At 60.8% G+C, this 14,667-nt stretch carries 12 protein-coding genes; 6 read left to right on the top strand and 6 right to left on the bottom strand.

Annotation, left to right across the window (positions count from 1 at the left end; all coding sequences use genetic code 11):
- Window positions 1-25 precede the first annotated feature (25 nt).
- From LFT47_RS03645 to LFT47_RS03620, 6 genes are all read left to right on the top strand, one after another.
- On the top strand, window positions 26-1,606 hold the full coding sequence (locus LFT47_RS03645) for a sugar ABC transporter ATP-binding protein (RefSeq protein ID WP_442863433.1): 1,581 nt from the start codon (window positions 26-28) through the stop codon (window positions 1,604-1,606).
- Window positions 1,603-2,637, top strand: a complete 1,035-nt coding sequence (locus LFT47_RS03640; RefSeq protein ID WP_236815335.1) for an ABC transporter permease — start codon at window positions 1,603-1,605, stop codon at window positions 2,635-2,637. Before LFT47_RS03645 ends, LFT47_RS03640 begins: the two co-directional genes overlap by 4 nt.
- On the top strand, window positions 2,630-3,700 hold the full coding sequence (locus tag LFT47_RS03635; protein ID WP_236815333.1) for an ABC transporter permease: 1,071 nt from the start codon (window positions 2,630-2,632) through the stop codon (window positions 3,698-3,700). The genes LFT47_RS03640 and LFT47_RS03635 overlap by 8 nt, the downstream gene beginning before the upstream one ends.
- Before the next feature lie 57 nt (window positions 3,701-3,757).
- Window positions 3,758-4,816, top strand: a complete 1,059-nt coding sequence (gene rhaS / locus LFT47_RS03630; RefSeq protein ID WP_236815331.1) for a rhamnose ABC transporter substrate-binding protein — start codon at window positions 3,758-3,760, stop codon at window positions 4,814-4,816.
- 172 nt (window positions 4,817-4,988) lie between these two features.
- Complete coding sequence (locus LFT47_RS03625; protein WP_236815329.1) at window positions 4,989-7,025, top strand: bifunctional aldolase/short-chain dehydrogenase; 2,037 nt, start codon at window positions 4,989-4,991, stop codon at window positions 7,023-7,025.
- A gap of 115 nt (window positions 7,026-7,140) precedes the next feature.
- Window positions 7,141-8,070: a ribokinase gene (locus LFT47_RS03620; protein ID WP_236815327.1), complete on the top strand. Its 930-nt coding sequence runs from the start codon at window positions 7,141-7,143 to the stop codon at window positions 8,068-8,070.
- A gap of 61 nt (window positions 8,071-8,131) precedes the next feature.
- Here the strand turns inward: LFT47_RS03620 and LFT47_RS21415 are convergent, their stop codons facing one another.
- The 6 genes from LFT47_RS21415 to LFT47_RS03590 form a co-directional block, all read right to left on the bottom strand.
- Window positions 8,132-8,338 carry an SDR family oxidoreductase gene (locus LFT47_RS21415; RefSeq protein ID WP_336885427.1) on the bottom strand — a complete coding sequence of 69 codons (207 nt, stop codon included), beginning with the start codon at window positions 8,336-8,338 and terminating at the stop codon, window positions 8,132-8,134.
- Window positions 8,339-8,668: 330 nt separating this feature from the next.
- Window positions 8,669-9,232: an RpiB/LacA/LacB family sugar-phosphate isomerase gene (locus LFT47_RS03610; protein ID WP_236815325.1), complete on the bottom strand. Its 564-nt coding sequence runs from the start codon at window positions 9,230-9,232 to the stop codon at window positions 8,669-8,671.
- A gap of 640 nt (window positions 9,233-9,872) precedes the next feature.
- A complete protein-coding gene (locus LFT47_RS03605) occupies window positions 9,873-10,904 on the bottom strand; it encodes a nucleoside hydrolase (protein ID WP_236815323.1) in 1,032 nt (343 codons plus the stop codon).
- Window positions 10,905-11,107: 203 nt separating this feature from the next.
- Window positions 11,108-11,833, bottom strand: coding sequence for a gluconate 2-dehydrogenase subunit 3 family protein (locus LFT47_RS03600; RefSeq protein WP_236815321.1), 726 nt, complete (start codon window positions 11,831-11,833; stop codon window positions 11,108-11,110).
- Between the two features lie 44 nt (window positions 11,834-11,877).
- Window positions 11,878-13,530, bottom strand: coding sequence for a GMC family oxidoreductase (locus LFT47_RS03595; protein WP_236815319.1), 1,653 nt, complete (start codon window positions 13,528-13,530; stop codon window positions 11,878-11,880).
- A gap of 71 nt (window positions 13,531-13,601) precedes the next feature.
- A complete protein-coding gene (locus tag LFT47_RS03590) occupies window positions 13,602-14,663 on the bottom strand; it encodes an ABC transporter permease (RefSeq protein WP_236815317.1) in 1,062 nt (353 codons plus the stop codon).
- Window positions 14,664-14,667 lie beyond the last annotated feature (4 nt).

Here is a 14,667-nt window from a genome sequence, read left to right as displayed (position 1 = left end):
ACCCATTGATGACCACCACCCCGACGTGAAGGGATTGATCCAATTGTCCAGCCACTCGGCCAAGATCGGCGCCACCGGCGACGTTGTGCTTGAGCTGTCCAAAGTCTCGAAGTCGTTCGGGGCGGTGCAGGCGCTCCGAAACGGCCAGTTGACGCTCAAGGCCGGCTCCATTCATGCCTTAATGGGTGAGAACGGAGCCGGCAAGTCAACAATCGTCAAGATCATTGCAGGTCTGTACCACCGGGATACCGGTTCCTTTACCCTCGACGGTACCGAAGTGGATTTTCCGTCCACTGCCGAATCCAAGAATGCCGGCATCGCGGTCATCTACCAGGAGCCGACACTCTTTCCGGACCTTTCCGTCACCGAGAACATCTTCATGGGCCGCCAGCCCATGAAGTCCTGGGGACGGATCGACCGGGCCGCGATGAGAAAGCACGCGCAGGAGATATTCAACCGCCTAAATGTGCATATTGATCCTGACAGGGCCGCCCAGGGACTGTCCATCGCAGATCAACAAATCATCGAAGTTGCCAAGGCGATATCGCTGGATGCGAAGGTCCTGGTCATGGACGAGCCGACGGCGGCCCTTAGCCTCGCCGAGGTGGACCGGCTGTTTGCCGTCGCCAGGGCACTCCGCGACGAGGGGCGTGCTTTGCTGTTCATCTCGCACCGCTTCGAGGAAGTGTATGCACTCTGCGACACGGTGACCGTCATGCGTGATGGCGAGTATATCTCCACCGATCCGATCGATGCGACGGACGTCCCTTCGCTCGTGCGCAAGATGGTCGGCCGGGATGTGGACTCACTCTTTCCAAAGGAGGAAGCCACAATCGGCGAGGTCGCCCTGGAGGTCCGGAACCTGAACTCCACGGGAACGTTCCACGACATCAACTTCACCGTCCGGTCCGGAGAGATTGTTGGCCTCGCCGGCCTCGTTGGGGCCGGGCGTAGTGAGGTCGCACGAGCCATCTTCGGTGTCGACAGCTACGATTCGGGCCATGTGTCGGTCTATGGCGAAACGGTTCCGCGAAAAAACACTGCCGCGGCAATGAAGCTCGGCGTCGCGCTTGTGCCTGAGGACCGGCGTCAGCAGGGCCTCATCCTGGATTTCGGTGTGGCACGAAATCTGACGCTGTCCATCTGCCGAGGACTCGTTCGTTTCGGTCTCCTCTCCGCCAAGGCGGAGAACCTGGCCGCCGACGGGTGGGCCCGGCGCCTGCAGGTCAAGTCCCATTCCCTGGCAACGGCAGCAGGAACGCTCTCGGGCGGCAATCAGCAAAAGATTGTCCTGGCCAAGTGGCTCGCGGCTCAGCCACGGGTACTGATCGTCGACGAGCCGACCCGCGGCATCGACGTGGGAACCAAAGCGGAGGTCCACCGCCTGCTCTCGCAACTTGCGGGCCAAGGGCTCGCAATCCTCATGATTTCCTCAGAACTACCGGAGGTACTCGGCATGGCCGATCGTGTTCTCGTTATGCGTGAAGGAAGAATCACGTCACAGATCCCCCGCGCAGAGGCGACGGCGGAAGCGGTGATGTTCGCAGCAACGCACGACGTACAACAGGTCGTGGCCGCCACGAACGTGATGGAGCCGACACAGTGACAACCCTCATCTCCCCCGCACGCAAGAACCCCGCAGCGCGGGCTATCGAAACGCTCGTGAAGTCCCGCGAAACGGGCATCGTTCTCGCCCTCCTCATGGTCCTCGTGGTGACAACGGTCCGAAGCCCCGCGTTTCTCGTCAGCACCGACGGCTTCCGGGACCTCCTCCTCACTCCGGCAATCTTTGTGCTCCTGGCCATCGGACAGGCGATGGTCATCATTACCCGCAACATCGACCTTTCAGTCGGATCCGTCGTCGGGCTCACCGCCTACCTGACCGGACGCCTCTTCGTTGATTTCCCGGGGTTGCCGATTCCGGTCGCCATTATTGCCGGAATCGCCCTCGGTGCTCTGCTCGGACTGATTAACGGAGCACTGATCGCCTGCGCAAAAGTTCCCGCCCTCGTGGTCACGCTGGGTACGCTTTACATTTACCGGGGCGTGGACGTGTGGTGGGTCGGCCGCAAGCCGATCAACGCGTCGGACATGCCACGCGACTTCCTCGGCTTCGGCGTCAGCTCGTTCCTGAACATTCCCACACTGGCCATCATCGCCGCGCTCGTGCTCGTCGCCGTCGGATGGTACATGAGGACTACACGCGGGGGCCGCGAGCTTTACGCCATCGGCTCCGATCCCTCAGCAGCAACGCTATATGGCCTGCGCGTCGCTAAGCGGGTAATACTCGCGTTCGTGGCATGTGGGGCCCTGACCGGACTCGCCGGCGTCCTGTTCGCCGCCCGTTATGGGACTGTCGATTCGCAGGCTGGAACCGGCTTTGAACTTATCTCTGTCGCGGCCGCCGTCGTCGGCGGAATCGCTATTTTCGGCGGAAGCGGAAGCGTGCTCGGAGCCGCGATCGGTGCCGTGCTCCTGCTGACCATCAATCGGGCCCTGCCGCTCCTGGGAGTGCAGGATTTTTGGCAGCAGGCGGTCGTCGGTGCCCTCATCCTCGGCGCCATCGCGCTGGATCGGGTTCTCGCCCTTCGCCGATTCCACAAACTCATCGAGATCAGGGACAACGCAAATGACTGACTCATCCACATCCTTACACCCCGCCCCGTCCCGGAGCCGAGCCTATCCCTACTACAGTTCCCCGGCGTGGAAACGGTTCCTCCTCACCCGCGAATTCGCGGTGGTCATCGCCTTGATCATCGTGGCTGTCGGCGCATCGACGTCGATCCGCAAGTTCTCCAGTCCGCTCACCTTGGGATACTTGCTGCTGGATGCCACCCCGATCCTCCTCATCGCCTTGCCGATGACCCTGATTCTGATCTCAGCGGAAATCGATCTTTCGGTGGCAAGCATAGTCGGACTGAGTAACGTCACGCTCGGAGCCTTGTTCGACGCCGGTTGGCCCGTTGAACTCGCAGCGCTGGCAGCTCTGGTGCTCGGTATTCTCTGCGGTGCCATCAACGGTCTTCTCGTCACCGTCGTCGGACTACCCTCCCTGGCCGTGACAATCGGGACGCTAGCGCTATTTCGTGGAATCGCCGTCGGCATCCTTGGAACGAAATCCGTGGTGAACTTTCCCGAGTACTGGACGACACTAACGACGTCCATATTCGGCAAAAGCGGCATCCCCTACGTCATCGTTCTGGTCGTCATTCTGGCCCTGGCCTTCGTCCTCCTGCTTCATTTCACGCCCTTCGGACGCGGGATATTCGCCATCGGACGCAACCAGGAAGTCGCCGCCTTCTCCGGTGTAAAAGTCCAGCGGACAAAGTTCATCCTCTTTGTCCTGTCGGGACTCGTCTCGGCCCTTGCAGGCATCTACTTCACGTTCCGTTACGGGAGTGCGCGCGGTGACAACGCGCAAGGACTGGAACTGACCGTCATCGCCGCGGTCCTTCTAGGCGGCGTCTCCATCTTCGGTGGGAAGGGCGCCCTTCACGGAGTGCTCGCCGGAGTCCTGTTGATCGGCACGCTTCAAAGTGCCCTGCGTTTTGTCAACGTAACCTCCGACGTCATCAACATTGTGGTCGGCGCCCTGCTGGTCGCGTCGATTGTGTCACCAAGTTTCTTTGCCTGGCTCAAGGGGAAAATTCCCCGGGCCGCCAGAGAAAGGGCATCGAAAGCCCCAGCCAGTCGTGGGTAGGCGAATCTCCGATTCAGGCCATCTCATTTTTGTTCGTCATTGAAAGGAACCAAAGAAATGTCGCTATTCACATCCCGGGGGTCACGTCCCTCCCGACTGGCAGCACTGGCAGCGGTCGCCGCCAGCGTGGCCCTTGTCACCTCCGCCTGCGGCGCAGGCGAGACCTCTGGATCGCCCGGCTCCTCCCAGGAGGCCGCGGCCAAGGACCTGAGCATTGGCTTCCTGCCCAAGGCGCTGGGCAATCCCTACTTCCAGGATGCCGCCAAAGGCAGCGAGGAAGCGTCGAAGGAGCTCAAGGGCACGTTTGCTGAGGTCGGCCCCGCTGTTTCGGCTGCAGATGCCCAGGTCAGCTTCATCAACACACTCAGCCAACAGGGGACTACCGGAATCGTACTCTCGGCAAGCGACCCGACTGCTCCGGGCTCGGCCCTGACTGCGGCACGCAAGGCCGGCACAAAAGTAGTGACCTTCGACTCCGACGTTGAGCCTAAGTTCAGGGACTTGTTCATAGCCCCGGCGACCGATGCGAGCATTGCGAAGATTCAGGTGGACCTGCTCGTAAAGCAGATCGGCGAGAGCGGAGAGGTCGCGATCCTCGGTGCATCGGCAAACGCTAAGAACCAGAACGCTTGGATTTCGGGAATGAAGGCCGAGCTGGCCAAGAACCATCCGAACCTGAAGCTTGTGGATACCGTCTATGGCAACGACGACGACCAGGAGTCGTTCAACAAGACCGCCGCCTTGCTGCAGTCACACCCTCAGCTCAAGGGCATCATCGCCTGCACGAATGTGGGCCTGGCGGCCGCGGCGCGCTACATCTCCGACTCGTCATTCAAGGGCAAGGTCGCTCTGACCGGCCTCGGCACGCCGAACGCGACTCGGGACTACATCAACAACGGCACCGTCTCAGCCTTTGCGCTGTACAGCCCGAAGGACATGGGCTACCTGGCCACCTACGCGATCGACGCGCTCACCAAGGGAACGATCAGCGGCAAGGAAGGCGAAACCTTCACGGCCGGCCGGCTGGGTAAATACACCGTCGGGAAGGACGGAGTCCTTAACGTAGGTGACCCGATCGTCTTCGACAAGAGCAACATCGGCAAATACGACTTCTAAGTCGAGCACCACGTCGACGTTGGGGGTGCCGCTGGCGGGGAAATCTGCCCCTCCAGCGGCAAACGCCCTCCGTTCGATGAGCGGGACAGCGAGTTGTCCTGCCAACCGAGTAACGCTGACCAAACAGCCGCTGAGCACCTCAGCACCTAGCCCGATTGGAAGCATGAGTCACATGGAAAACCACGCTGTTGAAGATCTGATCACCCGTTCCAACCGCCTCGGCGCGGACAAGCGGAACACGAACTTCGCCGGCGGGAACACCTCCGCGAAAGGCACGGAGACGGACCCTGTGACGGGCGAGGATGTGGAGTTGTTGTGGGTGAAGGGTTCCGGCGGCGACCTGGGCACGCTCACGGCAGCCAACCTGGCGGTCCTGCGCCTGGACCGGCTGCAGGCACTCAAGGCGGTTTACCCCGGCGTCGTGCGCGAAGACGAAATGGTGGCCGCGTTCGATTACTGCCTGCACGGCAAAGGAGGCGCCGCTCCGTCAATCGATACCGCCATGCACGGCCTGGTTGATGCCGCGCACGTGGACCACCTGCACCCGGACGCGGGCATCGCGATCGCGACGGCGGTGGACGGCGAAGCGCTGACGTCCAAGATCTTCGGTAACAAGGTCGTGTGGGTTCCCTGGCGCCGGCCCGGGTTCCAGCTGGGACTGGACATCGCGGCGATCAAGGAAGCCAACCCGCAAGCCATCGGCACCATCCTGGGCGGACACGGCATCACCGCGTGGGGCGACACGAGCGAGGAAGCCGAGGCCAACTCCCTCTGGATCATCGAGCAGGCCGAGAAGTTCATCGCCGAGAACGGCAAGAACGATCCCTTCGGGGCGAAACTCCCCGGCTACGCGGCACTCCCTGAAGTCGAGCGTCGCGCGAAAGCGGCAGCACTGGCCCCGGTGATCCGCGGCCTCGCTTCGGCCGACATGCCGCAGGTGGGCCACTTCAGCGACGATCCGCGTGTCCTCGAATTCCTCGAAGGCGCCGAGCATCCCCGCCTGGGTGCGCTGGGCACCTCCTGCCCGGACCACTTCCTGCGCACCAAGGTCAAGCCCCTCGTCCTGGACCTGCCCGCCGACGCCGGCATCGAGGAGTCCGTGGCCCGCCTCAAGGAACTGCATGCCGCGTACCGCGAGGACTACCAGGCCTACTACGACCGCCACGCGGACGCGGATTCCCCGGCCCTGCGCGGCGCGGACCCGGCCATCGTCCTGGTCCCCGGCGTCGGGATGTTCTCCTACGGCAAGGACAAACAGACCGCCCGCGTCGCCGGGGAGTTCTACCTGAACGCGATCAACGTGATGCGCGGCGCCGAGGCCATCTCCTCCTACGCCCCGATCGAGGAATCCGAGAAGTTCCGGATCGAATACTGGGCCCTCGAGGAAGCCAAGCTCGCGCGGATGCCCAAGCCCAAGTCGCACGCCACGCGCATCGCGCTGGTGACCGGCGCGGCGTCGGGCATCGGCAAGGCGATCGCCACCCGCCTCGCCGCGGAAGGCGCCTGCGTGGTCATCGCCGACCTCAACCTGGACAACGCCCGCGCCGTCGCGGCCGAACTCGGCGGCGCGGACGTCGCCCTCGGAGTCAAGGCGGACGTCACCGACGAAGCCCAGGTCGCCGCCGCCATCCAGGAAGCCGTCCTGGCTTTCGGCGGACTGGACCTGGCGGTGAACAACGCCGGCCTGTCGATCTCCAAGCCCCTGCTGGAAACCACGGAGAAGGACTGGGACCTGCAGCACAACGTCATGGCCAAGGGCTCCTTCCTGGTCTCCAAGGCCGCGGCGAAGGTCATGATCGATCAGGGCATGGGCGGGGACATCGTCTACATTTCCTCCAAGAACTCGGTCTTCGCCGGCCCGAACAACATCGCCTACTCGGCCACCAAGGCAGACCAGGCCCACCAGGTCCGCCTGCTGGCCGCCGAGCTGGGCGAGCACGGCATCCGCGTCAACGGCATCAACCCCGACGGCGTGGTCCGCGGCTCCGGGATCTTCGCCGGCGGCTGGGGCGCCAAGCGCGCCGCCGTCTACGGAGTCGACGAGCAGGAACTGGGCAAGTACTACGCCCAGCGCACCCTGCTCAAGCGCGAAGTCCTGCCCGAGCACGTGGCCAACGCGGCCGCCGTGCTCACCAGCAACGAACTCTCGCACACCACGGGCCTGCACATCCCGGTAGACGCGGGCGTCGCCGCGGCCTTTCTGCGATGAAGAACCTACAAAATTCCGGAACGTTCGTGCCGTGAACGTCGCTGTCGCATGCCCGGCCGATGATTCGCTTCGGTCAAAATCAACAACCGGCATCCAAGATGCCATAAGGAGAAGCATGTCCGCTGAAGTAGTCATCGTCGGGTCCGCAAATCAGGACTACATCATTGAGCTTGATGCGCCGCCAGAACCCGGGCAGACAGTCTTGGCACACCGCTTCCACTCGCAATCAGGCGGCAAGGGTGCCAATCAGGCCGTGGCCGCGGCACGCTTGGGGAGTTCCGTCAGGTTCATCGCAGCCTTCGGAGACGACGCCGAGGGCGCATCAATGCTCAGCAGCCTAAAGGCTGAGGGAATAGACACTCACCAGGTCCAGATCCTGCCGGGCGCACGAAGTGGCGCCGCGTTTGTCTCGGTCTTCCCCAACGGGGAGAATTCCATCTCGGTGGTTGCCGGCGCGAATCTTGGCCTGTCCGAGGCCCACGTCAGAGAATCCCTGAACGACGTTCGCCGCGGTGCAGTCGTTGTGGTCCAGGCAGAGGTGCCGGTAGCTGCTATCCAGGAAACCTTGAATGCCTCACAGCGGGCTGGATTGCGATGCGTACTTAACCTCGCCCCATACGTGCCTATTGATGAACGTCTCCTTCGCCATGCCGATCCCCTTGTGGTGAATGAGTCCGAGGCCAGCGCGCTGATATCCAGGCCCGTATTCGATGAAGCAAGCGCCCGCGATGCAGCCCGTCAGCTCGGCGAGATCGCCTACTCAGTAGTCATCACAATGGGCGCGGCAGGCGCCTACTGGCTCGACCAGAAGAATGAGGGCCACGTTTCGGCTCCAGCGATTGGCTCCGTGGTCGATTCCACCGGGGCCGGGGATGCGTTCGTCGGCACACTCGCCGCGTGCTTGGCCGGCGGCGGATCACTGTCGGAGGCGGTCCGGTTGGGCGTTGCTGCGGGCTCCTTCTCAGTCATGAGACTCGGCGCCCAGTCTTCCTACCCGACGGCCAATGACCTGCGGAGCCACGAGAATGCTTCCTGTGATGAATGACGCCGCTTCGCTTGCAGAAGTACGACACCTGGTGCGATTTCCTCGGGAGCGGCACAGCGGTTCATTGTTCCTGAATCCAAAAGCGTTGAAATTCCGGCCGATCAACAGGTGCCAATTCTGTCTTAACATATCCCGGAGCAACCGCATTAGCGCGGATATCAAACTTCGCCCACTCGGCCGCCAACGATTTTGTGATGTGATGAACAGCCGCCTTCGACGCGTTGTACGCCGGCTGGTTTTGTGGTCGGTTAACAATTTGACCGGACATGGATCCGATGTTCACAATCGAACCGCCGCCAGAGCGCCTGCTTCCAAGAGCGCCCGCACGAATGCGAGGCCCTAGCCTCTGTTGACGCCGGTAACCACTGCCTTCCGGCCAGTCAGTGCGTATTTCGCCAAAACGTCCAATGCCATAAACTCGGCGCAGATTGCGAAGGTTTTGGGACTTTCGATCACGGCTGAAGCATTGGTTGCCATCGCCGAGCGTTAAGCAGACGGGGCGGGGACGGCATCAGCCTCGTGAAGCCCGTGATGGCGCGCCATCCCCGCACCGAGGCCCACAAGCCTGAAAGGCCCTCACTGTGCTGAGAGTTGTCCTCTAAAAGGCAAGGCCGCGTGGCTCTGGACCGAGGTCGGCGTGCATCGGATCAATGACCTCAAATCCGTTGGCTTTGTAGGAGTCGTAATCGAAGCTCTCACACTCGTCGAAACCGATCCGGTGGTAATCCAAAAATCCGTCCCAGTCTTCGTATCCGTCACCAAGGCTGCTTTCGAGAAAAGCGTCGGCCATCGCCATTCCGAGGCGTGGCGCGGTGTAAAAGCCTCCCATTGCAAGAACGTTCGCGTTGTTCGCCGTCGCGGCGCGTCGAGCCGTCACCACGCTTTCGCAGACAGCGGCGTGCACGTGGGGACACTTGCTGGCGGCGATGTGGATCCCCATGCCGGAACCGCAGAACAGCAATCCTTTCTCGAATTCACGCTCAGAGATGCGTGAGCCAACAAGGAACCCTACGCGATGGTACATCGGCGCATCTTTTTGAACTGGAGTCAGGTCGGTAACACTCCAGCCGCGCTCGATGAGATGCCGCTTGACGGCTTCCTTGAGCGGAAATCCCGCAAAGTCAGCGCCGACGACGACTTGCTTGTTACGTGTGGTATTCAAGTTGTTTCTTCACTTTCTGCTGGAGAAGGGATGTTGTTGCGACCTGCCCGATGAGCGCGTCGGCGGAACCGTGCCGGCGTCGCCTTACCGTGACAAAGAGTCAACGTTCCAGTCGGTACTGCCAGGCTCATGGTGAGTTCGGCACACATATTTGATGTGCGTCGCAGCTCCCTGTGAATTTTCAACGTCGGCGGTCGCATTGACCGTCCAAACCGGGTCACCTCCCGATCTAGTGACATCGCTGAACGCAACTGAACCGGAGTCGTGGAGGGCCGCACGGATCGATTCGTAGCAGGCCTTCTCAGCGGCTGCACCCACACTGCCTTGGAAAAAGGTCGCAATCCACGAGACCAAGAGAGTCAGCACAAGGATCATGCGTCGTCCGGGGAGCCGCGGACCGGGGCGGCCTTCAACGGCCGCCTTGCTATCCCGCTTCCCAAGGGATGTTGATCCCTGACCTGATTTCATGTCCTGCTCCTTTCACCAATATGCGGCCAGCACCTGGTCGTGCGGGCATAGGATTTCTGCTGAAAACGATCTTGAGTGGGCGAAACATCCTGACAACAGGAATGTTTGCCCGACAGCCATGCGCCACTCCGCCCAGGTTCGGGCGGAGTGGCGCATGTTCCGTATGCGGAATCTACAAAGAGGCGCCCTGGGTTTCCAGTTCCTTCGTAACGCCGTTTCCGAGCGGTGCTGTGAGGCGATCGGCGAAGAAGTGGCTGACCCGGGGACCATCCACTTCAAGCGCCACGTCCATGTTCGGCGGCAGCTTCTTGGGGTTGGTGCGCAAGAGATCCTGCTGTCCGTTCGCGTTCGCAACGTACATGTCACGTTCGATCGGCGTCAGGTTGTATTCCGTGGCGATGTGCAGCGGGAACAGCTTCAGCAGGGTCTGATCGAAGGCATGCATGACCACGAGCGGATCATGCAGCCACAGGGCCGTGTGTTCGGTTGCAATTCCCACGGCGGTGTAGATCAGCTTCTCCTGCGGGGGCCACAGGTCGAGAATACGGGTGGCCATTTCCGTAATTGGAGTGTTGGCTTTCCGGATTCGCTCTTCGTCTTCTTTCAAGAGCGGGGTGTAGAGCGTCACATCACACGGAACGTATGTGATCGGCATCCCGGAGTTCAGAACGATTTCAGCAGCGATGGCATCGTTGTTGAAGTTGTACTCCTCGCGAGGCGAGCGACGCACGCCCTTCTCATCCACAATCGGGATAACAACGCCCGCCATGATGATGAGTTCCTTGATGTTCTCCACGACCCGCGGCTCGCGAAGGATCGCGTGGGCGACGTTAGACACCGTACCCAGGGTGACGACCTTGATTTCACCAGGGTTGTTCATGATCGTTTCGATGATGAAATCAACTGCGTGCTGATCTTCGTATTGGGGCTCTTCGCCCTCTTCGAGGATGCCTTCGCCCTCGAAACCAAACATCAGTGCATGGCCGCGCATCGGCATGCCGATGCCCTTGAACACCGGGATGTCGCTACGGCCGGCCGCCTCCAGGACCTTAACTGCGATCTGAGCCCGCAAGTGCGTGTCTCCGTAGCAGGTAGTGACACCCTCGACGATCAGCTCCGGCGACTGAGCCGCGAACATCACCGCAAAGGCGTCATCATAGTAGGTTCCAATATCCGTATCGAGAATGATGCGAGTCTTTTCCACTTTCTTACTCCAATCTTCGTTGGCTGGATAAACAGCTACGTCTAACTTATTGTGACATTTATCAGTATATTACAAGCAGATGGGGCGCCGTCAAGAGGTTGTTAGCCCATGTTTTCGAATTTCGACGATTCAAATAACAACAAATAACACAACGGGTGCCTGTGCTTGGGCTTGGTAACGAAACTCGCGGGCTCTAGACAGCCCTAGCGGCCGAAGCGCTGGACCCTGGGACTTTGCGCATACGGCCAGGTGGCTCCCATGATCATGTAGTCAGTCGTCGTATAACGGCCGGCTACAGTGTCAGCCAAGGATTTCGGCCCGTCGAACCCGATGACTCGCCACCCGACAAAGTCCTTGTTACCTCCATACACGGGATCGGCATAGAACCCCTGACGCGTGTGGGCGACCAGCATGTCGAAGAATCCGAGGCCGGTGTCGCTGACGGGCTGGTTGGTCGGGGGCGGGCCCCCCTCCCCTGAGTTGAAATCTTCGTTATCGTGCAACTGAACGTGCCGCGGCTTTGGCCGTCCGGAGGTTTCAACGAGCAGTTCGTCCTGCTCGTCATCCGATAGCTCGTGGAAGTCCTTGCCATATTTGTTCAAACTGAGCGCTTTCAGGGCCGCTAGTCCTTGGCGGTATACCGTTTGCCTGTGCTTGATTCGCGCTTGCCAGGCTTCGGCCTCCTTCCCGCGTATTTCCAGGAATCCGTCACCAGTGGCGCTGGCATACACGAAGTCACCGGACAGAAAACGGTCAAGAAATCGTACGACATCGGCTTCCGCCGCTCCGGGATCGTAATCCGCGGGTATGATTCTGGCCGTCGCGGCCCGGACTAGGGTCCACTCCTCGTCCGTGAAGAACAGGAGCCCGTCTACGTCTCGAGCCGAAATCGGCACCGTGGGCCAGTGGGCCTGGGATTGGCTGACCATGGGAGAAACCCTCCTTGTTGTCTGTTTAATCAGGGAAAGTGGCATCAGTCTGCTGTGCGGCCTTTGCCGCGGACATGGATGATGCGTTCAGTGCACCGCCAGGCGTTGGCCATGATAGTAAGCGTCGGATTCACGCCGGTCGAGGTTGGGAAGAAGCTGCCGTCGAAGATGTAAAGGTTCGGCACATCGTGGGTCTGGCACCATTTGTCGACGACGGACTTTGACGGGTCGTTGCCCATCCGTGCGGTACCCATTTCGTGGCAGCAGTTGCCTGTAATCTTTTCGAGGTTGACCGGGATGATCTTGCTGGCGCCTGCCACCTCCAGAATTTCCATGTTCTTCGCGACCTGCCACTTGGCCTGGGCGAAGTCGTTGGCATGGGGAGTGTGGGTAATGCGGGCGACTGGCAGTTCCCAGGCGTCGACGACGTTTGGGTCGAGGTCTACCCGGTTGGATTCGACGGGTAGATCCTGGACCATGACACCGAGCTTCATGCTGTGGTTAAACAGATCGCGATCAGCGTCCTTCGAGGCCTGCCCCCACGTGGGTCGCCCGGGGAAGGTCCAGTTGACGGGATGGCCAAGCATCGAGGCGAAGATGAGCGTCCCCAGCATGTGACCGCGGTCATAGTCAGTCTGGTAGTAGTCGAACGACATGGTGTTCATGTAGTGGCCGGCCCAGGGATACAGGGGATCCACCACCTCCTTGTCGAACAGCCCGATCGCGAACAGGTACTCGTGGAAAGTGGCGTTTGCTCCTAGCAGACCACTGCTGTTGGCGAGCCCGTTGGCATGGCTCGCTGATTTCGATAGTTGGAGCAGGCGTGTGGTTTCAATTGCCCCGGCGCAGCAGATCACGATATCGGCAAGCTGCTCAACCTCATTGCCGTCGGCATCGGTGTAAATGGCGCCCTTGGCTGTTCCGTCCGGGTGAAGAATGATCTCCCGGACATAGCAGTCCGGCCTGAGATCAAGCAGCCCCGTGGCAAGTGCGTCCGGAATGAACGTATTCGCCGTTGAAGATTTGGCCCCTACGGGGTCGCCATACTGCTGCCAGAAGCCCGAATTCACGTGCGCGTTGCGGCCTCGATACGGCTCGGTGACCATTGCCTGCGGAATCGGGAACGTGCTTTGGCCCATCTTTTTCATGGCCTGTGCAAAAACACGCCCATAGTGCGTCAGCTCGACCGGCTTCGTGGGGTATCCCTTGGAACGTGGTCCTTCCCATCGGTTGGCGCCTGCAAGTCCCGAAGTGCCAAGCTCCCATTCAACGCGCGTGTAGTAAGGCTCAAGATCACCGTATTCGATGGGCCAGTCGACCAGGCTCGCGCCGGGAATATCACCGTGCAGCGAACGGAGGCGGAAGTCGTCCTCCGTCATCCGGGGAACGATGCCACCCCAATGGATCGTTCCGCCCCCGACACCCTGTGGAGTCGGGGAGAACTGGACTTCTTCTTCGGGGCTTTCCTCATCGGGCCTGTACGTACGTGGCTTCAGCTGAGGATCAGGCCATACGTAGTTCCGGTTCAGGTATTTGAGTTCGTCACCGGAGAATTGTTCATTTCGCAAGAATGGGCCCCGGTCAAGTGCGACCACACGGATCCCGGCCTCTGTAAACACCTTGGCGGCCGTGCCGCCGGAGGCGCCTGCGCCGATGATCAATACTTCGACCGGCTCAGGTTTCTTCCTGGGAATCATGACTACCTAACCTTTCTTTGCACCTCTGAAGGGGTGACCTTTTGGATTGAACGGGTGCCGGACTGAATGCGTCAGTGCGGCAACCCGAAGAGGAGGATCGCGCCCAGTGCCAGACCGCATATCAGCGGCACAGACCGTTTCAGCGCTTGGACCGAGGTTGCCGAGCCGCGCCTGTTGAGTGCGACGACCGCGATCAGGATGAGCCCCTGAACCATGGCCTGGATATAGGGATTGACGTTGAGCAGATCAAGGATGTTGGTGATGAACTGGATGATCAGGACGCCGACCGCAACGCCGCGAATGGTTCCGACTCCGCCCGTGAGCGGGGCGCCGCCGACGACGACAGCCGCGATGGCTGCAAGTTCATAGCCACGGCCGTAGGCCGGGTCCGCTGTCTGCAGGCGTGACATCAGGACAAGGGCCCCCATGCCTGCACAGAGGCCTGAAATCATGTAAACCGTCATGCGGTGCCTAACAACGGGGATGCCGGCAAAATGGGCCGCCTCCTCGTTGCCGCCCAAGACGTAGATTTGACGCCCAAAAACAGTCTTTGACAGCACAATCTGAGCAATCGCGACGGTCAGAACGAAAACGATCACTGGAACGGGTATGCCGAATAGGTCAGTGCTGAGCCACTTCAGCGCATTGTCGCCCCGCAGCCGGATCGGGTTGGAGCCCGAGAGGAAAAAAGCGGCGCCAGTGGCGATGGTCATTGTTCCAAGGGTGATGATGAAGGGCTGCAACCGGCCGAAGGCGATTCCCAGCCCGTTGATTGTGCCGACGAAAAGTCCAGTCAACAACGCGCCGACGATTACTCCGACAGGGCCGTATGGCGCCATCTTCGCCCCGACGATGGCCGCCAGGGCCACGGTGGCTCCGATCGAAAGATCAATGCCGGCGCCGCCAGCGATTATCACGAATCCCTGTCCCACTGCCAGTAGGCCGATGATCGAGGCTAGACCTAGGACGTTCCGGATGTTGTCGACAGTCATAAAGAATGGGGAAAGGGCCGACCCTAGGATCAGGACGACAACGAGCGCCGGGAGCGCTCCGGCTTTGCGTAGGGCCGCCGGGGCCCATTCCCGACGTAAGTTCTGCTTTTGGGGAGTCGGCGTTGCGACTTCAGTGCTCATGTGC

Origin of the sequence: Arthrobacter sp. FW306-2-2C-D06B (assembly GCF_021789175.1) — a bacterium.
Lineage (GTDB): Bacteria > Actinomycetota > Actinomycetes > Actinomycetales > Micrococcaceae > Arthrobacter.
This window is presented reverse-complemented; position numbering and strand designations above follow the sequence as displayed.

What these genes read in the sequence shown, in the direction of transcription:
- LFT47_RS03635 (WP_236815333.1), top strand. Translation starts at nt 2,630, where the DNA reads ATGACTGACTCATCCACATCCTTACACCCCGCCCCGTCCCGGAGCCGA.
- rhaS (WP_236815331.1), top strand. Translation starts at nt 3,758, where the DNA reads ATGTCGCTATTCACATCCCGGGGGTCACGTCCCTCCCGACTGGCAGCA.
- LFT47_RS03625 (WP_236815329.1), top strand. Translation starts at nt 4,989, where the DNA reads ATGGAAAACCACGCTGTTGAAGATCTGATCACCCGTTCCAACCGCCTC.
- LFT47_RS03620 (WP_236815327.1), top strand. Translation starts at nt 7,141, where the DNA reads ATGTCCGCTGAAGTAGTCATCGTCGGGTCCGCAAATCAGGACTACATC.
- LFT47_RS21415 (WP_336885427.1), bottom strand. Translation starts at nt 8,338, where the DNA reads ATGTCCGGTCAAATTGTTAACCGACCACAAAACCAGCCGGCGTACAAC.
- LFT47_RS03600 (WP_236815321.1), bottom strand. Translation starts at nt 11,833, where the DNA reads ATGGTCAGCCAATCCCAGGCCCACTGGCCCACGGTGCCGATTTCGGCT.
- LFT47_RS03595 (WP_236815319.1), bottom strand. Translation starts at nt 13,530, where the DNA reads ATGATTCCCAGGAAGAAACCTGAGCCGGTCGAAGTATTGATCATCGGC.
- LFT47_RS03590 (WP_236815317.1), bottom strand. Translation starts at nt 14,663, where the DNA reads ATGAGCACTGAAGTCGCAACGCCGACTCCCCAAAAGCAGAACTTACGT.